Source organism: Streptomyces virginiae, assembly GCF_040638905.1.
GTDB classification, from domain to species: Bacteria; Actinomycetota; Actinomycetes; order Streptomycetales; family Streptomycetaceae; genus Streptomyces; species Streptomyces virginiae_B.
This window is the reverse complement of sequence record NZ_JBEZYV010000050.1, coordinates 21986-40147: the sequence shown is the minus strand read 5'-3', so window position 1 is coordinate 40147 and position 18162 is coordinate 21986. Positions and strand designations below refer to the sequence as shown.

17 protein-coding genes are annotated in these 18162 nt (G+C 69.2%); 8 read left to right on the top strand and 9 right to left on the bottom strand.

The features are described 5' to 3' along the window. The coding region (locus AB0F82_RS35885) for a HAMP domain-containing protein (RefSeq protein WP_362635367.1) at positions 1-699 on the bottom strand (699 nt) is incomplete at its 3' end. A 343-nt stretch (positions 700-1042) separates the two neighbouring features. Here AB0F82_RS35885 and AB0F82_RS35880 point away from each other — a divergent pair. After that, complete coding sequence (locus AB0F82_RS35880; RefSeq protein WP_362635365.1) at positions 1043-1480, top strand: ATP-binding protein; 438 nt, start codon at positions 1043-1045, stop codon at positions 1478-1480. A gap of 31 nt (positions 1481-1511) precedes the next feature. Here the strand turns inward: AB0F82_RS35880 and AB0F82_RS35875 are convergent, their stop codons facing one another. Then, positions 1512-1856 (bottom strand): STAS domain-containing protein, encoded by a 345-nt coding sequence (locus AB0F82_RS35875; protein WP_362635362.1) that lies wholly within the window; start codon positions 1854-1856, stop codon positions 1512-1514. Between the two features lie 211 nt (positions 1857-2067). Between AB0F82_RS35875 and AB0F82_RS35870 the strand changes: the two genes are divergently transcribed. From AB0F82_RS35870 to AB0F82_RS35855, 4 genes are all read left to right on the top strand, one after another. Then, positions 2068-2994, top strand: coding sequence for a SigB/SigF/SigG family RNA polymerase sigma factor (locus AB0F82_RS35870; protein WP_436842253.1), 927 nt, complete (start codon positions 2068-2070; stop codon positions 2992-2994). 9 nt (positions 2995-3003) lie between these two features. After that, positions 3004-3336: an STAS domain-containing protein gene (locus AB0F82_RS35865; RefSeq protein WP_362635360.1), complete on the top strand. Its 333-nt coding sequence runs from the start codon at positions 3004-3006 to the stop codon at positions 3334-3336. Then, entirely contained in the window at positions 3333-4289 is a 957-nt protein-coding gene (locus AB0F82_RS35860) for a sensor histidine kinase (RefSeq protein ID WP_362635357.1), read from the top strand. Before AB0F82_RS35865 ends, AB0F82_RS35860 begins: the two co-directional genes overlap by 4 nt. Before the next feature lie 180 nt (positions 4290-4469). Then, entirely contained in the window at positions 4470-4901 is a 432-nt protein-coding gene (locus AB0F82_RS35855) for an ATP-binding protein (protein ID WP_362635354.1), read from the top strand. Here the strand turns inward: AB0F82_RS35855 and AB0F82_RS35850 are convergent. Beyond that, a complete protein-coding gene (locus AB0F82_RS35850; RefSeq protein WP_362635373.1) occupies positions 4898-5410 on the bottom strand; it encodes a replication-relaxation family protein in 513 nt (170 codons plus the stop codon). The genes AB0F82_RS35855 and AB0F82_RS35850 overlap by 4 nt on opposite strands. 497 nt (positions 5411-5907) lie before the next feature. Between AB0F82_RS35850 and AB0F82_RS35845 the strand changes: the two genes are divergently transcribed. After that, positions 5908-7593, top strand: coding sequence for a DUF4012 domain-containing protein (locus AB0F82_RS35845; protein ID WP_362635352.1), 1686 nt, complete (start codon positions 5908-5910; stop codon positions 7591-7593). A 41-nt stretch (positions 7594-7634) separates the two neighbouring features. On the opposite strand, the gene AB0F82_RS35840 is transcribed toward AB0F82_RS35845, so the two are convergent. From AB0F82_RS35840 to AB0F82_RS35830, 3 genes are all read right to left on the bottom strand, one after another. Beyond that, positions 7635-8777, bottom strand: coding sequence for a glycosyltransferase (locus tag AB0F82_RS35840; protein ID WP_362635349.1), 1143 nt, complete (start codon positions 8775-8777; stop codon positions 7635-7637). 140 nt (positions 8778-8917) lie between these two features. Continuing rightward, positions 8918-10126 (bottom strand): MraY family glycosyltransferase, encoded by a 1209-nt coding sequence (locus AB0F82_RS35835; RefSeq protein ID WP_362635346.1) that lies wholly within the window; start codon positions 10124-10126, stop codon positions 8918-8920. After that, positions 10123-11193, bottom strand: a complete 1071-nt coding sequence (locus tag AB0F82_RS35830; RefSeq protein ID WP_362635343.1) for an NAD-dependent epimerase/dehydratase family protein — start codon at positions 11191-11193, stop codon at positions 10123-10125. Before AB0F82_RS35830 ends, AB0F82_RS35835 begins: the two co-directional genes overlap by 4 nt. Before the next feature lie 257 nt (positions 11194-11450). Between AB0F82_RS35830 and AB0F82_RS35825 the strand changes: the two genes are divergently transcribed. Continuing rightward, positions 11451-12737 carry a nucleotide sugar dehydrogenase gene (locus AB0F82_RS35825; protein WP_436842252.1) on the top strand — a complete coding sequence of 429 codons (1287 nt, stop codon included), beginning with the start codon at positions 11451-11453 and terminating at the stop codon, positions 12735-12737. 239 nt (positions 12738-12976) lie between these two features. Next, positions 12977-14362, top strand: a complete 1386-nt coding sequence (locus tag AB0F82_RS35820) for a lipopolysaccharide biosynthesis protein (RefSeq protein WP_362635337.1) — start codon at positions 12977-12979, stop codon at positions 14360-14362. Positions 14363-14397: 35 nt separating this feature from the next. Here the strand turns inward: AB0F82_RS35820 and AB0F82_RS35815 are convergent, their stop codons facing one another. The 3 genes from AB0F82_RS35815 to AB0F82_RS35805 form a co-directional block, all read right to left on the bottom strand. Then, positions 14398-15336 (bottom strand): NAD-dependent epimerase/dehydratase family protein, encoded by a 939-nt coding sequence (locus tag AB0F82_RS35815; RefSeq protein WP_362635335.1) that lies wholly within the window; start codon positions 15334-15336, stop codon positions 14398-14400. 13 nt (positions 15337-15349) lie between these two features. Beyond that, a complete protein-coding gene (locus tag AB0F82_RS35810; protein ID WP_362635333.1) occupies positions 15350-16486 on the bottom strand; it encodes a glycosyltransferase in 1137 nt (378 codons plus the stop codon). 200 nt (positions 16487-16686) lie between these two features. After that, positions 16687-18048, bottom strand: coding sequence for an O-antigen ligase family protein (locus AB0F82_RS35805; RefSeq protein WP_362635331.1), 1362 nt, complete (start codon positions 18046-18048; stop codon positions 16687-16689). Positions 18049-18162 lie beyond the last annotated feature (114 nt).

The following is an 18162-nucleotide window of genomic DNA, read 5'->3' as shown; positions in this document are numbered from 1 at the left end:
ATCCACCCGGATCTTCTGCGTCAGATCACCCTGGGCCACGGCGGTGGTGACCTCGGCGATCGAACGAACCTGCGCGGTCAGATTGTCGGCCATGACGTTGACCGATTCCGTCAGGTCCTTCCACGTACCGGAGACACCCTTGACGTCCGCCTGGCCGCCGAGTCTGCCCTCGGTGCCGACCTCGCGGGCCACCCGGGTGACCTCCCCGGCGAACCCGGAGAGCTGGTCGACCATCGTGTTGATGGTCTCCTTCAGCTCCAGGATCTCTCCGCGAGCGGTGACGGTGATCTTCTGGGAGAGGTCACCCTTGGCCACGGCCGTCGCGACCTGCGCGATGGAACGCACCTGGGCGGTGAGGTTTCCGGCCATGAAATTGACCGAATCCGTAAGGTCCAGCCAGGCACCCCCGACGCCTGGTACGTCGGCCTGCCCGCCCAGGGTCCCCTCGGTGCCCACCTCGCGGGCGACCCTCGTCACCTCGGAGGTGAACAGCGACAGTTGGTTCACCATCCCGTTGAAGACGGTGGCGATCTCCCCGAGCAGCCCGTCCGCCCCGTCGGGCAGCCGGGTGCGGAAGTCCCCGTCCCGAACGGCGGTCAGCCCGGCCAGCAACCGGCGCAGCTCCGACTCGCCGATCCCGCCGTCACCCGGCAACGCCGGAGCGCCACCCAGTGGATCCGCGCCCGCCCGCTCGGCCATCCGTCACCCTCACTCTCGATACCAACCGCGCCGACACGCGGATGAGGACAGCACCATGGAGCCAGGGCATGCCGGAGCGCCCGATTCCAGCGCGATCCGTCCCAACCGCAGCACCGGTTCCGGTGAAGGCTAACGCCGCCGGAGGGGCGATGGAGCACGGTCGATCACTCCGGCGGCCGACGCATCCGGAATCCGGGGGAAGGGGACTTGCCGGGACCCCCACCCTCTCGGGCCCGAACTCACGTTCCTGCCAGGGTGCTTCGGAAATCTTCGGATGCGACGGCGGGCTCCGGGTAGACGAACCGGTAATGGACGGCGCAACGGCAGAAAAGGGGTGAGGACATTGGCGGTCAAAGCGGTGGGCTGGGCGCGTTCGTTCCCGATCTCGGAGGGCGTCCGGGCGGCGCGGCAGTGGACCGCCGAGCACCTGGCGTCCCTGCCGTGGAACGCATCGGCGGCCGACACGGTGCACTCCGTGCTGCTCTGTGTCTCCGAACTCGTCACCAACGCCCACCTGCACGCCGTCGGCACCGCGCACCTGGTACTGACCTGGGACGGCCGCTGCCTCCACGTCAGCGTCGCCGACTCCGATCCGCGGCTTCCCCGTACCCGGACACCCGAGGGCGACGCGAGCGCCACCTCCGGCCGCGGGCTGGGCATCGTCACCGCGCTGGCCGACTCCCTGGACGTGCACGCGTGCCACGGCGGCAAGTCGATCACCGCCTGCTTCCGGCCCGGCGGCGGGCCGGACCCGCACGCGGCCGAGCCGCGCGGAGACTGACCCGTGCTCAGGGAGACCGCGTGGAGCCGGTTCACGCCGCGACGGCGTCCTCGACGGTCGCGTGCAGGGACAGGACCGTGTCGGCGCCGGTCACGGCGAAGAGCCGGCGCAGTTGCTCGCCCGGGGCGGCGATGCGCAGCGCGGTGATGTGGTGCAGCCGCAGGAGCAGGTTCAGGAACGAGGAGTCCCCGAAGGTGATGGACCCGGCGTCCAGGACCACCAGCGGATGCCGGCCGGCGGCCGCGGTGAGAGCCTCTTCCAGCGGGTCGAGCGTGTCCTGGTCCAGTTCCCCGTGGGCCGACACCACCCAGCCGTCGCCCGCCGGGTAGCCCTCCCCCACCGCTCCTGGCTGGTTCGCGTCCCCGAATCCGCTCATCTCCGCCTCCACGGATCGCCGCCTGTTCATCTCGTCAAGGGAGTATGCCTGCTCACGGCGGCGCCGCCGCGCCCCCGGGTCGTCCGGCGCCCCCAACGGGCGCACGGTCCGCGACGCCGGGAAAAAAACTCTGCGATTGATGTGTGTGGAATCAGAAAGACGGGGCACAAGCGCCTCGGCAGCCGCAGTCAATCGGGAGGGAGCGGCCACCATGTCGCGCTCGGCCACCGTTGTAGGCCCCGTTCGTACCACCGACGTGCACGTCCCCGTTCATGAACTGGAGGACCCCGGAGCACCGGCGCGGGACGAGGAACTGTCGCGGGTGGAGAACGCCCGCGAGATGTCACCCGCCGACGCTCGTGAGCTGTCCCGGCACTTCTTCCGGCGTCTGCAGTCGCTGGAGGAGGGCACGCACGAGTACCAGTACACGCGCAACACCCTGATCGAGATGAACCTCTCGCTCGTGCAGTTCGCCGCGCGGCGCTTCCGGGCCCGGGTGCTCGGCGGTGGCCTCGACATGGACGACATCATCCAGGTGGGCACCATCGGCCTCATCAAGGCCATCGACCGCTACGACCTCGACCGCGAGGTCGAGTTCTCCACGCTCGCCCTGCCGTACATCACGGGCGAGATCAAGCGGTACTTCCGTGACACCACCTGGGCGGTGCACGTCCCCCGCCGCCTGCAGGAGCTGCGAACGGAACTCGCCAAGGCCCAGGAGGCCCTGACCGACGTCCTGGGCCGGGCGCCGACGGTCAAGGAGGTCGCCCAGCACCTGGAGCTGTCCGAGGAGGAGGTCATCGACGGGCTGGTGGCCGCGAACGGCTACACGAGCGGTTCCCTCGACGCTTCCGGCGCCGACGGCGACGCGCCGTCCACGCCGAACGGGACCACCCGGCCGCTGGCGGAGCGCCTCGGCGAGGTCGATCCCGCCATGGAGCTCTTCGAGGAGTTCCACACCCTCGCGCCCCTGCTGGAGGAACTCGACGAGCGCGACCGGCGCATCCTGCAGATGCGCTTCGGCCAGGACAAGACCCAGGCCGAGATCGGCGCCGAACTGGGCATCTCGCAGATGCAGGTCTCCCGCCTGCTGTCCCGGACCCTGGCACGCCTGCGCGCCGGCATGCTCACGGGGTAGGCGTGCACGATGACGCAGAGTCCGGGCGCGAGGGCGCCGCTGACCGCCCTGCCGCTGCAGGGCCGCCCCGGCGCGCGCCTGAGCGGCAGCTGCGACCTCGACACCCGGCAGGCCCTGTCCAGCGCCCTCGGCGTCGTGGCCGGCATGCCCGGCGCCGTCGTCCACCTCGATCTCTCCACCGTGCGCTTCTTCGACGCGGCCTCGGTCGCGGAACTCGTACGGGCGTCGGCGGCCCTGAGCGGGCAGGGGCGGCGCCTGTTGCTCCACGACCCGCCGTACTCGCTGCGCAAGGTAGTGGAGATGTTCCCGGACGAGTGCGCCGCGCTGGAGGTCGCAGCATGATCACTGTTCCTGCGCCCGCCGGGCCGGGGGCCTTCGTCCATCCCGCGCTCTTCTACCGGGACCTGGACGAGTACGTGACGGGAGTGGGCGGCTTCGTACGCGCCGCCCTCGCGGCCGACGAGCCGGTGCTCGTCGCCGTACCCGGCCCGCACCTGGACGCCCTGCGCGAGAGCCTCGCCGTCGACGGTTCCGGGATCACCTGGACGGACATGACGGAACTGGGCCGCAACCCCGGGCGCATCCTGGCCGCCCTGCAGGATTTCGCCGACCGGGACCCGAACCGGCCGGCGCGGATCGTCGGCGAGCCGATCTGGCCGGGCCGCTCCCCCGCCGAGGTGCTGGAGGCCACCCGCCACGAGGCCCTCATCAACAGTGCCTTCGCCGGCCGCCCCGCGACCGTCCTGTGCCCGTACGACGTCGTCGGGCTGGCGCCCGACGTGGTGCGGGACGCCCGGCGCACGCATCCCACGCTCATAGAGGGGGGCCGGGACCTGCCGAGCCCGGGCCACACCGGGCTCTCGGGGCTCTCGGCCGACCTGGACCGCCCGCTGCCCGAGCCCGACGGTGCGGTGGCCCGGCTCGCCTACGCCCACGGCGGGCTGGCCGAGGTACGCGAGTACGCCGAGGGCTGGGGACGCGGTACCGGCCTTTCCTCGGCGCGGCGCGGCGACCTGATCATGGCGATCAGCGAGGCGGCGGCCAACTCAATCTCGCACGGTGGCGGTAAGGGCACGCTGCGCCTGTGGACCGTCGACGGGCCTGCGGCGGGTGTCGTCGCCGAGATCCACGACGACGGCCGGCTGGCCGACCCGCTGGCGGGGCGCCGCCGTCCCTCCCTCGCCTCGGCCCACGGCGGCCGCGGTCTGTGGATGATCCACCAGCTCTGTGACCTGGTGGAGGTCCGTGCCACGGAGAGCGGCCTGACGCTGCGGCTGCACGTGGCCACGCCCTGAGGGCGACTGTCGCCTACAATGTCACGCGCCCGCCAGGGCGACCACGGGACACCTGCGGTATGTGGACTGTGTCGTACATCGATCGTGGCTGCGCCGGGCATACGCCTGTGACAGAGACCAGTGCCAACGCGGGGGTGAGAGAGCTCAGTGGAGACGGTCGGAGCGGAAACGGGTGATCCTGTGGGTGTCGGCCTTCCCGCCGCGGGGCAGCGCCGCCGGCTCGCCCTGACGGGCGTCCGCGGTTCCGTGGCCAAGGGGCGCGACTTCACGCGCCAGGCCCTGAGGGACTGGGGCTGGGACAGGACCGAGACCGCCGAGGACACCCTGCTCCTGGTGTCCGAGCTGCTGACCAACGCGTCACTGCACGCGGGCGGCTGTCACGAGCTGGTCCTCATGAGCGGGAAGGTCCTGCGCATCGAGGTGTACGACGGCACGACGGCGCTCCCCCGGCGCGATCCTGCACCCCGGCGAGGCATCCCCGGCGGCCACGGCCTCCACATAGTGGAGCGGCTGTCCGACCGCTGGGGAGCCGATGTCCACGCGGGCGGAAAAGCCGTCTGGGCCGAGATCGAGGCCGCACGGCTGGTGTCCGGCGACGCCACGGGCCGCTAGAACACCGCGATGGTGATGCCCTGCACGGCGGCCGTGAGCGCCTGGAGGCGGTTGTCGAGGAGGTGCTCCGCCCTGCCCGCCAGGACGACGTGCAGCCGCGGGAAGGTCTTCGAGCGGGTGTAGCGGTGGCGCTGCCAGAACGGGTACGTCCCGCCGATGGTGCCGCGGGCTCCTTCCCAGGCGCGGTGCCCGGCGTAGCGCTCGTAGTCCCAGACCTCACGTGCGAGGCGGGCCTGGGACATGGTGCCGTTGTCGAGTTCGAAGAGGCGGACCTCGCTGGTCTTGGTGGGCACGGCGAGGACGGCGTCGGTGTTGAAGCTCAGGCCAGTCTCCTTGATGGCGTGGTTGACCTCCACCTGCCAGTCGGTCAGGTACTCCCGGCGCCCGCGCAGGACGGTGTCGGTGTAGGCGAGGATCGTGTCGGTCACCGCGACGGCGTGCGGGCCGAACCCGGCTCGGAAGTGGTGCGTCCTGCGCGTAGCGGGGCTATGGGCGGCACGCGCGGCCAGCAGAGTAAGAATGACTTATTGGGCCATCCCGTGATTTGGGTATGCAATGGCGTTATCGGACGCTACCCGGCGACATATATGCGTGTGTAGAGCCACTTTGCCCCGCCCGTTCGGGCCTGGACTCATGTCAGGAGCGTGGAGAATTTGGCGACGTTGTCGATGTGGCGTGGCGCGCGGGCGGCCGGCACAGCCTCCGCTGCCGTCGCTGCCGTCGCTGTGTCCCCTCGTCTGGGCGACTGGCCCGGCCACACTCTTCGCGGGGCGACAGGAGTGGTCCCACCCGGAGGCGGTACGGGTGGAGCAGCCTCGTGGCTCGAAAACCATTGATCACCGAGTTCTCCGTGCGGCTGCGACACCTGCGTGAGCGTCTCAAGTTCATCGAAAACACGGGGCGGTCTTCAGGGACGGAGCCGGCGCGTTGCCGAGTCCCACGACCTCGTGCCCGGCACGTGCTGTCGGCCGTCGCCGTCCTGTGTCTTGCCCTAGCGGGTTGGATCGTGGTCACCGGTCTGCTTGCCCGGACGGAGTTGCTGGCGGCTCAGCGGTCGCTGGATACGCTGCGGCACTCGGTCGTGGATACGACGGGGAACGCTGCCTCGGGGGCTGCGATGAGTTCTGCGGCGGTGCACGCCGCCCGGGCGCATCGCCTGACCACCGGACCCGCCTGGTATCTCTTCGCGCAGGTGCCGTTCTTCGGCCGACCCGCGGAAACGGTTCGCGGCGCGGCGAGCGCCGCCGACCGGCTGACTCACGACGTACTTCCGCCGTTCGTGCGCATCGCTCCCGAACTCGCCGATGACTCCAGTGAGGGCGGGAGGGGAGCCCTGCTGTCCGTCTTCGGCGGCAACGCTCCGGCTCTCGAACGGGCGGCGCGGGTGGTCGCCGAGACGCGCGCGGAGGCCGGCCGTCTTCCCCGTACCACCTGGCTGCCAGCGGCCGACCACGCACGCATGCAACTGTTGGGGTTGCTCGACCGGATCGCCCCCGTCACGTCTGATGCCGCTGTGGCCGCCCGTGTGCTGCCAGCGATGCTGGGGGAACAGGGTCCTCGACGGTATTTCGTCGGCGTCCAGAACACGGCGGAAGCCCGCGGCACCGGTGGCATGCCGGGGGCCTTCGCCGTGCTCACCGCAGAACGGGGACAACTGCACTTCGAGACCTTCGACAATGACGACGGGGTGACGGGTGGCAGTCCTGCGGTCGATCTGGGATCCGAATACACCGCCCGCTATGCCCGGTACGAGCCCACCCGCTTCTGGGCCAACTCCAATCTCAGCCCGCATTTCCCCTACGCCGCCCGTATCTGGGCGGCAACCTGGCGCCAGCGCAGCGGCAAGAGGGTGGACGGGGTCATCGCCCTGGACCCCACCACCCTGGGCCGATTGCTGCGAGTGGCGGGCCCGGGACGTCTGCCCGACGGCGCGGCGCTCACCGGCGACAACATGCTGGACCTCACGGAGCGCACGGGCTACGCACGCTACTCCGACGACGCGATGCGCAAGGCGTTCCTCCTCGGGGTGGCGCGCACGGCAGTCACCACCCTGGTGGACGCCTTCCACGATCCGCGACGGATTCCGGGACTGCTCAAGGCGGCGTACGGTGACGCGGCGACAGGACGGCTGAAGGTGTGGAGCGCCCGGGAGAACGAGCAACGTCTGCTGTCCACCCGTCCGTTGAGCGGCACGTTCCCCCAGGAGACCGGTCCCTTCGCCGGACTCGTCGTCAACAACGCTGCGGGCGGGAAGCTGGATTACTACCTGGAGCGAGAGCTGAGCTGGGTTCCGGGCCGCTGTACGCCGCAAGGTCGGCTCGTCACCGCGCGGATCACTCTCACCAACCGGGCGCCGAGGTCGGGGCTTCCTCCCTACGTCACCCAGCGAGGCGACAAGCCGGCGTACCCCATCCAGCCGGGAGACAACCGGGTGCTGGTTTCCTACTACGCCAGCACGGGCGCACAGCTCACCGGTGCGGCCCTCGACGGCCGGACCGCCTTGGTGGGCATCGGCGAGGAACTCCGACACCCGGTCTACACGCTGGACCTGGAACTGCCCGCGCAGCGCGCCCGTACCCTGACGCTCCAGCTCTTGGAGCCGGTCAGCGACCATGCGCCCGTGCTGTGGCGCCAGCCGCTGGTCACGCCGCTGCGGGCTCATGTGGAGCCCTACCCGGCGTGCGGCGACTGACGCCGGGCACCACAGAAGGCAGCGGTGAGGACGCGGAGAAGTCAGCGGACCTGTGCTCCTCCCGGGACGGCGTCTCTTCGGCTTTCCCGGGCTCCGCTCGCCAAGGTGGCGTAGACGTTGTCGAACCATGCGGCGGTGGAGGCAACGTCCACCGAGGTGGTGTCGGCGAGCGCTCGGGCGGCGAGCGCGGAATGAATCTCGGGCCGCATGGCGCGCAGGATGCCTTCCGCCAGCCGTTGTGTTGAACCGGGCTGGACGAGGATGCCGTTGTCGCCGTCGCGGACCAGGTCGGGGATTCCCCCTACCCTGGTGGCCACCACCGGCACAGCGGATGCCAGTGCCTCCATGACCACCACGGGCATCGCTTCGTAGTGGGATGCCAGAACCAGGATGTCGGCAGCCGCCACCAGCCGGCCAGCCTGCTGAATCCGTCCCAGATACAGCATCCGGTCCTGTAGCCCGCGTCGGCGGACGTCCGCGAGCACCTGCTCGCGCAAAGGGCCGTCCCCGGCCAGGACGAACAGCGCGTCAGGACGCCGCTCGAGTACCAGAGCGGCTGCTTCGACCAGCAGCGCGTGGTTCTTAACCGGACGGAAGTTGGCCACGAAAGCCAGCACGAAGGCCTCCGCCGGGATCCCGAACTCCTGCCGCACCTGGTCCGCTCGTTGCGCCCAGCCGCGCTGCGCGGCCACGTCCACCCCGTGGATGCGCGTACGGACCTGGCGAGCGCCCCGTACGGATCCGGAGGCGGCCACCTGTGGTGAGACGGCCACCGTCAGATCGTCAAGGCGCCGCGTCGGCCCTTCGAGCAGCCTCGTCAGGGGGTGACACCGCACATAGTGCACCGTCGAGATCAGTGCCGGGCGCGGGCGCATCAGGTGCAGGGCAGGGCGCAGCACCGCGGCGGGCAACGGGGAGTGAACATTGACCACATCCGGAGCCAGGCGCCTCACAGCACGGAGCAGCCCGAGGTAGCGCAGCCTCCGCGGACAGGACCGGAGATCGACGAGTGTCACTCCGCAGTCCCGGAGTGCATCCACCAGTTCCTCCGTCTCCGCTTGGAGGAAGACGACGGTGTAGTCACGGTCGGACCGGGGCGCCCTGCGCAGGCGTTCGACCAGAAGGACCTCGGCACCGCCGACGTCGAGGGTCTTGATCACTTCGCAGATACGCGTCATGGTCATCGAGCCGCCTTCCGATGCCGACAAGGCCTTGCGCCGTCGCGCGTCAGCACCATAGGTGCTGAGTGGCACCGAACACGAGGCCTTGGCCCGGTCGCGCGTTTTCGCGGAAGCATCACCCGAATGCCGCCTCTTCTACGACATCACTGTGGTGCGACCGGAGTGCCCGCTGGCGGGGACAGAGCGGTGGCCCTCCGTGCTTCCCGTGAATGCGGCACAGCCATCGGCCGGACCGCCCTGTGGCGGCGTCCGGACCCACTGCTGTGCCTCAACCGGAGTGCTGTACGAGCGCCCCCGTCGGCCAGGGCCCCGGCCGGGACCGTGACGCGCGGCGAAGCGGTTGCCACAGCGGGGACTTTGAGCAGCAGCCGCACCGTCCCGATCCCCACGGCGGAGGCGGCGAGGAGGGCGATGCCGGGAGCAAGCAACCCGTAGGTCACCAGCATGGCGGCCAGGCAGCCCACCACAGCGAAGGCGCTGAGTGTCCGGACGACCTGCGGCACCGTCAACCCCATGCGCCGCAGCCTGTGGGCGATATGGTCCGTGCCGCCTTGCAGCAGGGGCCTCGACTCCCGGTAGCGGGACAGCATCACCAGCGTGGTGTCCAACGTCGGAACCAGGGTGGCGAGCAACAGACTGGCGGGTCCGGACAGGCCGGCGGCGTCATCGTGGCGCACCATCATCGCGGAGGCCAGCGTGAAGCCGAGGAAGAGTGAGCCCGCGTCACCGAGAAAGATCCGTGCCGGATTCCTGTTGTGGAACAGGAAGCCGAGACAGGCCCCGGCCAGGGCCGCCATCACCACACCCAAGCCGTCTGGATCGCCTGCGAGGGCAGTCAGGCAGACGAATCCGCCGATGACGACACACAGCGATGACGCTGCGCCGTCCATGTTGTCAAGCAGGTTGAACGCATTCGTGATGAAGACGATCCACAGGACGGCGAGCACCGCGTCGACCGCGCCGCCGAAGACGGTCGGATGCCCCCCTGCCACTACCACCAGGGTGGCGGTCGACGTCTCGACGAACAGCCGGATCTTTGGGCCCAGCTGGCGCAGATCGTCGACGAGCCCGAGGACGCACACGATTGCCGCGCCGCCGAGCAGCACTGCGAGAACCGAGTCGAAGACACCCCGGGCGAGAGCGAAGGCCGTACCCGCGGCAAGGGTGGCGAGCGCGACGGCGACACCGCCGAGATAGGGCGTGGGCCTGGTGTGCGCCTTATGGGCGCTGGGACGGTCGGTGATCCCATGCCGCAGGGCGAAGCGCCTCATTGGTTCCGTCAGCAGCCCTCCGAGCAGCAGGGCCGCGACGCCTGCTCCCGCCATCGGCACCACTGCGCTGATGCCGGTCACCGTCCCGCCAGAGCGGTTTCGGGAACGGGCCCGTCGGTCACGGGGAGACGTTGCTCCGGGGCGCCCGGCACGTGTGCCGATCGGTTGTCGCGCCATGCGGCACGGGCGTCCGCGATCGCGTCCGCGAGCACGTCGGCGAGGCTGTGCCGGGGCTGCCAACCCGTCAGTGCGCGGAGTTTCGTGGTGTCGGGGACTCGTCGTTCCATGTCCTCGAAGTCCGCTCCGTATGCCTCGGCGTACGACAGATGTTCCACCCGTGAGACGCTTCCGGTCCCGGCGATGATCCGGTTGGCGAGCTCGAGGATGCTGATCTCGTCGTCCACGCCGATGTTGAAGGTCTCTCCCACCGCCTCGGGATGTTCCAGCAGGAGCAGCAGCGCCGCGACGGCGTCGGAGACATGCAGAAAGCAGCGTCTCTGGCTGCCGTCCGCATGGATCGTGAGGGGTTCCCCGAACACTGCCTGCCGGGCGAATCGCGGAATGACCATTCCGTACGCCGGGCTCTGGCGGGGTCCCACGGTGTTGAAGAACCGGACTACGGTCGACCTCAGCCCGCGCTCGCGGTGGTAGAGGCAGGCCATGATCTCGTCCACCGCCTTGGCGGTGCTGTACGACCACCGGGCCACGGACGGGCTGCCCAGGATGCGGTCGGAGGTCTCGCTGAGCGGTCCGGAGGAGTTCTTCCCGTAGATTTCTGAGGTGCTGGCGATGAGAATCCTGCGATCGTGGCGCTGCGCGGACTCGATGACGGTCTCGGTGCCTTTTGTGTTCGTGATGAACGACCTCAGCGGCTGCTCGACGATGAGTTTGACCCCTACGGCGGCAGCCAAATGGATGACAATCTTGCATTCCTGCACCAGCTCGTCGACGAGCGGCGCATCCAGCACGGACCCGTGGACGAAGCGGAAGCGCGGGTTCGCCCGCGCCTGGGTGAGGTTTTCCTGCCGTCCGGTGGTGAGGTTGTCGAGGACCACCACGCTGTTTCCGTCGGCCAGCAGTGCGTCCACGAGATGGGAGCCGATGAAGCCGGCTCCGCCGGTGACCAGGTACTTCGAACAACGATCCATGTGCGGCGTCACTCCGGTTCGGGTGGTGTGGGCGGGTCGCGGTTCCGGGGAGCTCGATCACAGTGCCGAGCCAACGTTCACCTATGCGATGAATAGCGGAGATCGGAACCTCGTCAGGTGATGACGGAACGCTCGGCGAGTCTGCCGTTACGGAATCAGGGTGATGTCGGTCGGACACATCCCGAAGGTGCGCGTCGGAGCTGCCGCGTATGCGTCAATTACTTTGGCATATGCCGATTCCTCAAAAAGTCGGAGTGATGAGGGTGCGTCAGAGCAGCGTCGCCGACAGGCGCAACCTGATCGTCGTAGGCTTGGGCTATGTAGGCCTTCCGCTGGCCGTCCGGGCGGTCGAGGCCGGATATTCCGTCGTCGGCGTGGATACCGACGAGTTGCGTGTCAAACGCCTGGGCGGCTGCGACTCCTACATCGAAGGCGTCGACGACGGACGCCTCATGGCCATCACGGACAGCGGCCACTTCCGTGCCGCCACCGACTACGACGGGATCGACGGTTTCGACGTATGCGTCATCACCGTGCCGACACCCCTGCGTGAGGGCGTCCCCGATCTGAGCTTCGTGGAGTGCGCCGGTCGGAGCATCGCCCCCCACATCTCACCCGGCGCCACCGTGGTCCTCGAGTCCACCACGTATCCCGGGACGACCGAGAGCCTGCTGCTGCCGCTGCTGGAAGCGGGTAGCGGACTGAAGGCCGGAGCGGATTTCCACCTCGGCTACAGCCCCGAGCGAATCGACCCGGGCAACCCCGACTGGCACCTGGAGAACACGCCCAAGGTGATCTCAGGGATCGACGCCGCGTCCCTGCGCAGCGTCGAGAAATTCTACGGCGACATCGTGGAGCAGACCGTACCGGTGAGTTCGTGCCGGACCGCCGAGCTGACCAAGCTGCTGGAGAATACCTACCGGCACGTCAACATTGCCATGGTCAACGAAATGGCCATGGTATCCCGCCAGTTGGGTGCCGACATTTGGGAGGCCATCGAGGCCGCCAGCAGCAAGCCGTTCGGCTTCATGCCGTTCCGCCCCGGTCCCGGCGTGGGCGGACACTGTCTGCCGGTGGACCCGTCCTATCTGTCGTGGCAGGTCAAGCGGCTGCTGAAACAGGACCTCCGATTCATCGCCCTGGCCAACGAGATCAACGACCACATGCCGTCCCATACCGTCTGGCGGATCACCCGCGGACTGAACGAACGCGGTAAATCCGTCAAGGGCTCACGCGTACTGCAACTCGGTCTGGCCTACAAGAAGAACACGGGCGACATCCGTGAGTCGCCGGCCCTCGCCATCGCCGGGTCGCTGCTCGCTCTCGGCGCCCGGCTGGTGGTGGCGGAGCCGCACACCGACTCCTACCTCGTTCCCCCGCAGATCACCCGAGTCGAAGTCACCGAGGCGGAGGTCCGGGCGGCCGACGTGGTCGTCGTGGCGACCGACCACGATGCCTTCGACTACGCGCTCGTCCAAGAGGCCGGTGCCTACGTTTTCGACACGCGCAATCGCTGCCGGGGTGAGCGTGTCGAGATCCTCTGACCCGTGCGCGTCCGCGCCCTTTCCGGGCAGGGGAGGATCCGGGCCGACCGGGTCCTCCTGCTCCGCCGAGGTCGGGACGACCTCGCCAGGTCGGACGGGCGGTGGGGCGGTTGCGGCAGAGAGGCAACGGATGCCCGCCACACGCTCCGAGTGACGAGGAAGTGCAGCAGCAGGTGAGAGGTACACCGCCAACGGCGGCGCCGCTGGATGCCACAGGTGCCGGGACCGACCCTGGGAGGGTGAGGCGCTGGGCGAGGCGCCTGCCGTGGCAGCGGCATCTGAGGACCTTCTGCTCGCTCACCGCCGCAAGCCAGATCGAGGCGGCGCTCTCGTTCGCCACCACCGTCACATTGGTCCGGCTGGTCGGCAGCACTGCGGCGGGGGAGGTGCTTCTGACCCAGGCCATGGCAGCGGTCTGGTTCCTGCTGTGGGATCCGCGCTTCGAGGACGCGCAGCAGCGGTTCGTTCCCATGGAACAACGTCGCGGCCCCGGTCACGGAACCCGGCTGTACTGCCGGCTTCTCCGGCTGGACATCGGGGCCGGGCTGCTGGCCACGGTCCTGGGCGTGGCGGCGGCGCTGGCCGCCGCGGCCCTAGGATGGATCCCCGCCGAACGGCTGTCGCTGCTCGTGCCTGCCGTGTTGGCGGCAGGAGCGGCCACGCCCTGGGGCAGTGCATCGGTCGGTTTCGCGATCTCCGACCGACTGGAGCGGCTCGGAGTGATCCGCGTCACGCTCGCCGTCTTCGGCTTCCTGGTGACGCTGACGGCATTGATGACGGCCGGCACGGGCGGCTACCTGGTGGCCACCGTGATCACCGGCCTGGTTTCCACCGTATCCGTCACCGTGATCGCCTGGCGGCAGGTGAGGCAGGCGTGCGGCCTTCCCGCTGACGGCCCCGCTCCGATGCCGGCAGGCCTGTTGCCCTTCCTGGTGAAGAGTTCGGCGACCCAATCCGTCTCCCTGGCCTCGGACAGCGGCGTCTCCCTTCTGGCCGGACTGCTCGGTGGCCCCACCCTGGTGACGTACTTGAAAATCGCCGGCGCTCCGGGCCGTCTCTTCGGGAGCGTCGTCAACCCAGTGGCGTCACAGCTCTACCCGCGTCTTGCACGGGCCGGAGCGCATGGGCGCCGATGGGCGGTGATGCGCGACGTCCGCCGCTGCAGTGCACTCGTCGGCGCCATCGGACTCGTCGCGGTGGTGGTCGCGGTTTTCCTCCTGGGCCTGCTGATCCGCCTGATGTACGGCACCCAGTACACGATCCTGTCCACGGCGGCGGTGGTCATGCTGGCGGGGGCCGCGCTGCGTGGCACGGCGATCTGGTCCAAGGTTCTGCCCTCGGCTCTGGGCTTCCCCGGTGTCAGGCTGGTTTTCCTCACCGCCGAGGGCGTCTGTCAGCTCGGGATGCTGGTCGGCGTTATCCACTTCTGTGCTGGTGCGTCGGGCAGGACACTGGCCTGGGCATGGGGAAATCTGGGCCTCATGGTCCTGAGCACGGCCGGCTGGTTCATCGTGCTGAGGTGCCTCACCCGGTCGATGTCGGATCCGGGTGACCAGGCCGGGCGGGGTCCGGTGGGGACTGGCTCCCGAGTCCATGCGGACGCGGCCTGCGGCGGAGACCACTGAGTTCCCGCCCGCGAGGCCGCCGCACATCGGCTCCGCTACGCGTACGCCGGCAGGGAGCGGAACCACCGGACGGTCTCGGCCAGCCCTTCCTCCAGCGGAACCGCCGCGGGAGCCGGGAAGAGACTGCGGAGCAGTCCGTCGTCGGCCTGCGAGTCACGCGCGTCACCGCGGCGGGGGTCCTCGTGGCGGATGTCGATCGCCAGCTCCAGCGTCTTGGCGAGGTGATGGGCGAGCTCCAGGACGCTGATCCGGGTGCCGAAGGCCAGGTTGACGGGGCTCGTACTCGTGACCTTCCGCAGGACGGCGTCGGCGAGTACCCGGGCGACGGTGCCGACGTAGGTGAAGTCGCGTGTCTGGTGGCCGTCGCCGAAGACCGTCAGCGGCTGACCGCGCAGCGCGGCGTCGATGAAGGCCGGAACGACGGCTGCGTAGGCGTGTCCGGCAGGCTGCAGCGGGCCGTAGACGTTGAAGAAGCGGAAAACGAGGGCCGGAAGGCCGAAAGCCGATCTGTAGGCGAGCGCATAGGCCTCGGTGGCGAGCTTGCTGGCGGCGTACGGGCTGAGGGGACGCGTCGGCAGGCCCTCGTGCTTGGGCAGGTCGGCGACCGAGCCGTACACCGACGACGAGGACGCGGCGACCAGGTGGGTGTTTGCGCGGCGGCACGCTTCGAGGACGCGCATGGTCCCGGTGGCGTTGACTTCGTGGCTGGCGAACGGATCCGCCAGGGAACGCGGCACGGACGGCCGCGCGGCCAGATGGACCACGGCGTCGGCCCCGGCCACCACGCCCTCGAGCAAGTCGCGGTCGAGGATGCTGCCCTCGACCAGCTCCACGTCCGTGCCCGCGAGATTGGCCGCTGTCCCGGTACTCAGGTCGTCCAGGGCGACGACCCTGCCGATGGAAGGGCGGGAGGTCAGTTCACGGCACAGGTTCGCTCCGATGAACCCGGCGCCTCCGGTCACTACGACGTTCAACGGTTCGCACCTTTCAGTGGGGGTCCGGCCACCAGCCGTGCTCCACGGCGATGGAGGCATAAAGGTCGTGGGTGTCCTGCACCAGGCGCTCGGCCCCGAACTGCCGCGCTGTCCAGACGCGGGCCTCCTCGCCCATTCGGCGGCGGAGCGAGTCGTCGCCAAGAAGCCTGACGGTGTGGCGGGTGAGCTCGTGGGCGTCGGGCCGGGCCAGAAGCCCGGTCCGCCCGTCCTGGACCACCTCTGCCACGCTGCCCACGTTCGTTGCCACGGCCGGCACCCCCGCCAGCCCCGCCTCAATGAGACTGACCGGCATACCCTCGTTGTCCGATGTGAGCAGCACCATGTCCGAGGCGGCGTAGACGGTCTCCACGTCGGCGCGCCAGCCCAGCAGGTGGAGCGAGTCGCGCAGGTCGCCGGCCTCTTCCAGATCGCCGTGCAGGTCTCCGTCCCCGCACACCAGGAATCGAGCGGCCGGAAACGCGTGACGCACCTCTCGGGCCACTGACAGGAACCGGTCGGGCCGTTTGATCCTGGTCACCCGCCCGACATAGGCCACGACGAGGCTGTCCTCCGGGAGGCCGAGCTGTTTGCGCGCCTCCGAGCGGCCCGGAGCAGCGGCCGGCGTGGTGCCAGGCGGCACCACGGCGTACTGCCCGGGTCGGCCGATGCCGGCGGCCAGGAGGTCGTCGCGGACGCTGCGCCCCACCGCCACCAGCCGGTCGGTGGCGGTCGCAAGGCTGCGCTCGGCCTGCACCACCAGGCGGGTCTTCGCGGGTGAGAAGTAGCCCTGCAGGAGGTGGCCGTGGAAGGTGTGCACGCGTACCGGCACCCGCGCGAGCACGGCCGCCATACGTCCGAGTGCTCCCGCCTTGGCGGTGTGCGTGTGCACGATGTGCGGCCGGAACCGGCGCATGGCGGCGGTCAGTGCCGACAGGGCACGCAGATCATCGGTGGGCCGTACGGCCCGGCCCAGGGTTGGCACCGGGCAGACCTGCACATGCGGGGCCCGCTGCTCCACGTAATCGGCCTCGTCCGGGCCCACGAAGCCCGCGAAGAGCCGGTGGTCGAAAAGCTCGCTGTCGAGCCCCTCCATGAGTGTGGAGACCTGGAGGGCCGGACCGCCCACGTTCATCCGGGCGATGACCCTCATCACCCGGATCCGGGAGGGAGCGCCATCGTGGGTGTGACCTCGGGCAATCACCATTCAGCCTCACCGCGTTCCTGGCCGATCGCTGAGTCGGGCACTGATACGTGCTCGCGACGCGCACTGATGGTGACCCGACAGGAGGAAGCGACGACGACGACGCGCCGCCTGCCTGGCGAGGGAGACACCTATGGCCTACACGTCCGTCACATCGTGGCCGATGCTTTGCGCCTGACACCGGCCTCCGTACGGAGCTCTCCCGGTCTGTCGGTCCTGAGTGCGGTCAGCCGGTGCCCAGCGGTTGGGTTTCGCATCCTGACGATGCCCCTATCCGCCAGCACTGCCGGGCCGAGCCCCATGCCCGCATAGACGAAGAAGATCAGTGTCAGCGTCGACCCCGCGTACACGGTCATTTCCGTCAAGGACATGGCGAATACGGCGACCGTGAACAGCAAAGGTGCGTCACGTCGGCATGCCAGGCGCCGGAGCAGCGCTCCCAGGAACAACGCGAGCGCCAGCAGTGCGGGCAGACCTACCGAGGCAAACACATTGACGAACAGGTTGTACGGCATGACATGGCGGATTGGGTTCCAGCCGGCTACCTGGAAATGGTCCATGGACGACACGTGTCCCCATCCGCTCCCGAAGACGGGATTCTCCAGGCCGGAGCGGATTCCGTTGACGACGCTCTGCGTACGGAGAACCTCGCTGAAGCTGTTGAGGCCCAACCACTGGGTGACCAAGCCGACCATCTGCAGCCCTGCCAGCCCGAGACCCGCGAGAATGGCGGCGATCCTGACTGCTGAAAGCTTCTTCTGCGCCCACACGACCAGCACGACGACCGTGGCGAACCACACGCCGCGCGTCTGCGTCAGGAAGATCCCGCAAAAAAGCACCGCGCCGACGAACCACCTGCCCTTGAACCGCAGTTCGGATGTGAGCAGTGGGCACAGTGCGGCCAGCAGAAGTGCGCCGGTCTGAGAGGGGTCGCCGATGTCCACTCCGAAGAGCCGCGGTTGCCCCAGCAGTACGCCGCCAACAAGGTTGACGAGGGCGTAGCACAGTACACCGTAATAGACGAGTCTCCGATCCACCCACCGGCACGACAGGAGAACGAACACCGCACAGTAGGCGGCGATCCGGAGCAAGGGTGTGACGGTCAAGCCTGCGTAGAGAGTGGCCAGGAACGACCAGCCCAGGAACATTGCGAGCCACAGGTTGACCGAGCCATTGCGTTCCGCTGACGTACCACGCTCTGCGACAACGCGCAGCAGGTAAACAAGCAACAGCACGTCGCTGATGAGCAGCGGCCCCGCCACCGGGACTTGCAAAGCGGCGATTCCGAACCCATGGCCCAGCACGACGGCACCGGTCAGCAGGAGCTCGGGCGGCAGGAGCATCCCGAGCGTGGCCAGGGCCACCAACGTCGCCGCCGCCGGCCATGCCGAGCCCATGACGTCCGCCAGAGAGGCGCCGTCTGGCGCAGCCCCTGGAGGCCCCCCGAGGTCCGCGCTGATCACTGGCACGGAAGTTGCGGCGGCGGCGCTGGCCACGAGCAGCAGCTTCATTCGCGTCCTTGGCAATGTCACCGGGCCGAGTGTGGCCGCGCCGACGCGGCACTGTGTATGCGGCACGCGGGAGCCCGCGTCCCCAATACGCCGTCGGAGGTACTGATGTGCCCG

Bases quoted from the DNA above. Each gene is read 5' to 3' on its own strand.
- AB0F82_RS35825 (WP_436842252.1), top strand. From the start codon at position 11,451: ATGAGGGTGCGTCAGAGCAGCGTCGCCGACAGGCGCAACCTGATCGTC.
- AB0F82_RS35840 (WP_362635349.1), bottom strand. From the start codon at position 8,777: ATGACCATGACGCGTATCTGCGAAGTGATCAAGACCCTCGACGTCGGC.
- AB0F82_RS35875 (WP_362635362.1), bottom strand. From the start codon at position 1,856: ATGAGCGGATTCGGGGACGCGAACCAGCCAGGAGCGGTGGGGGAGGGC.
- AB0F82_RS35870 (WP_436842253.1), top strand. From the start codon at position 2,068: ATGTCGCGCTCGGCCACCGTTGTAGGCCCCGTTCGTACCACCGACGTG.
- AB0F82_RS35810 (WP_362635333.1), bottom strand. From the start codon at position 16,486: ATGAGGGTCATCGCCCGGATGAACGTGGGCGGTCCGGCCCTCCAGGTC.
- AB0F82_RS35865 (WP_362635360.1), top strand. From the start codon at position 3,004: ATGACGCAGAGTCCGGGCGCGAGGGCGCCGCTGACCGCCCTGCCGCTG.
- AB0F82_RS35860 (WP_362635357.1), top strand. From the start codon at position 3,333: ATGATCACTGTTCCTGCGCCCGCCGGGCCGGGGGCCTTCGTCCATCCC.
- AB0F82_RS35830 (WP_362635343.1), bottom strand. From the start codon at position 11,193: ATGGATCGTTGTTCGAAGTACCTGGTCACCGGCGGAGCCGGCTTCATC.
- AB0F82_RS35805 (WP_362635331.1), bottom strand. From the start codon at position 18,048: ATGAAGCTGCTGCTCGTGGCCAGCGCCGCCGCCGCAACTTCCGTGCCA.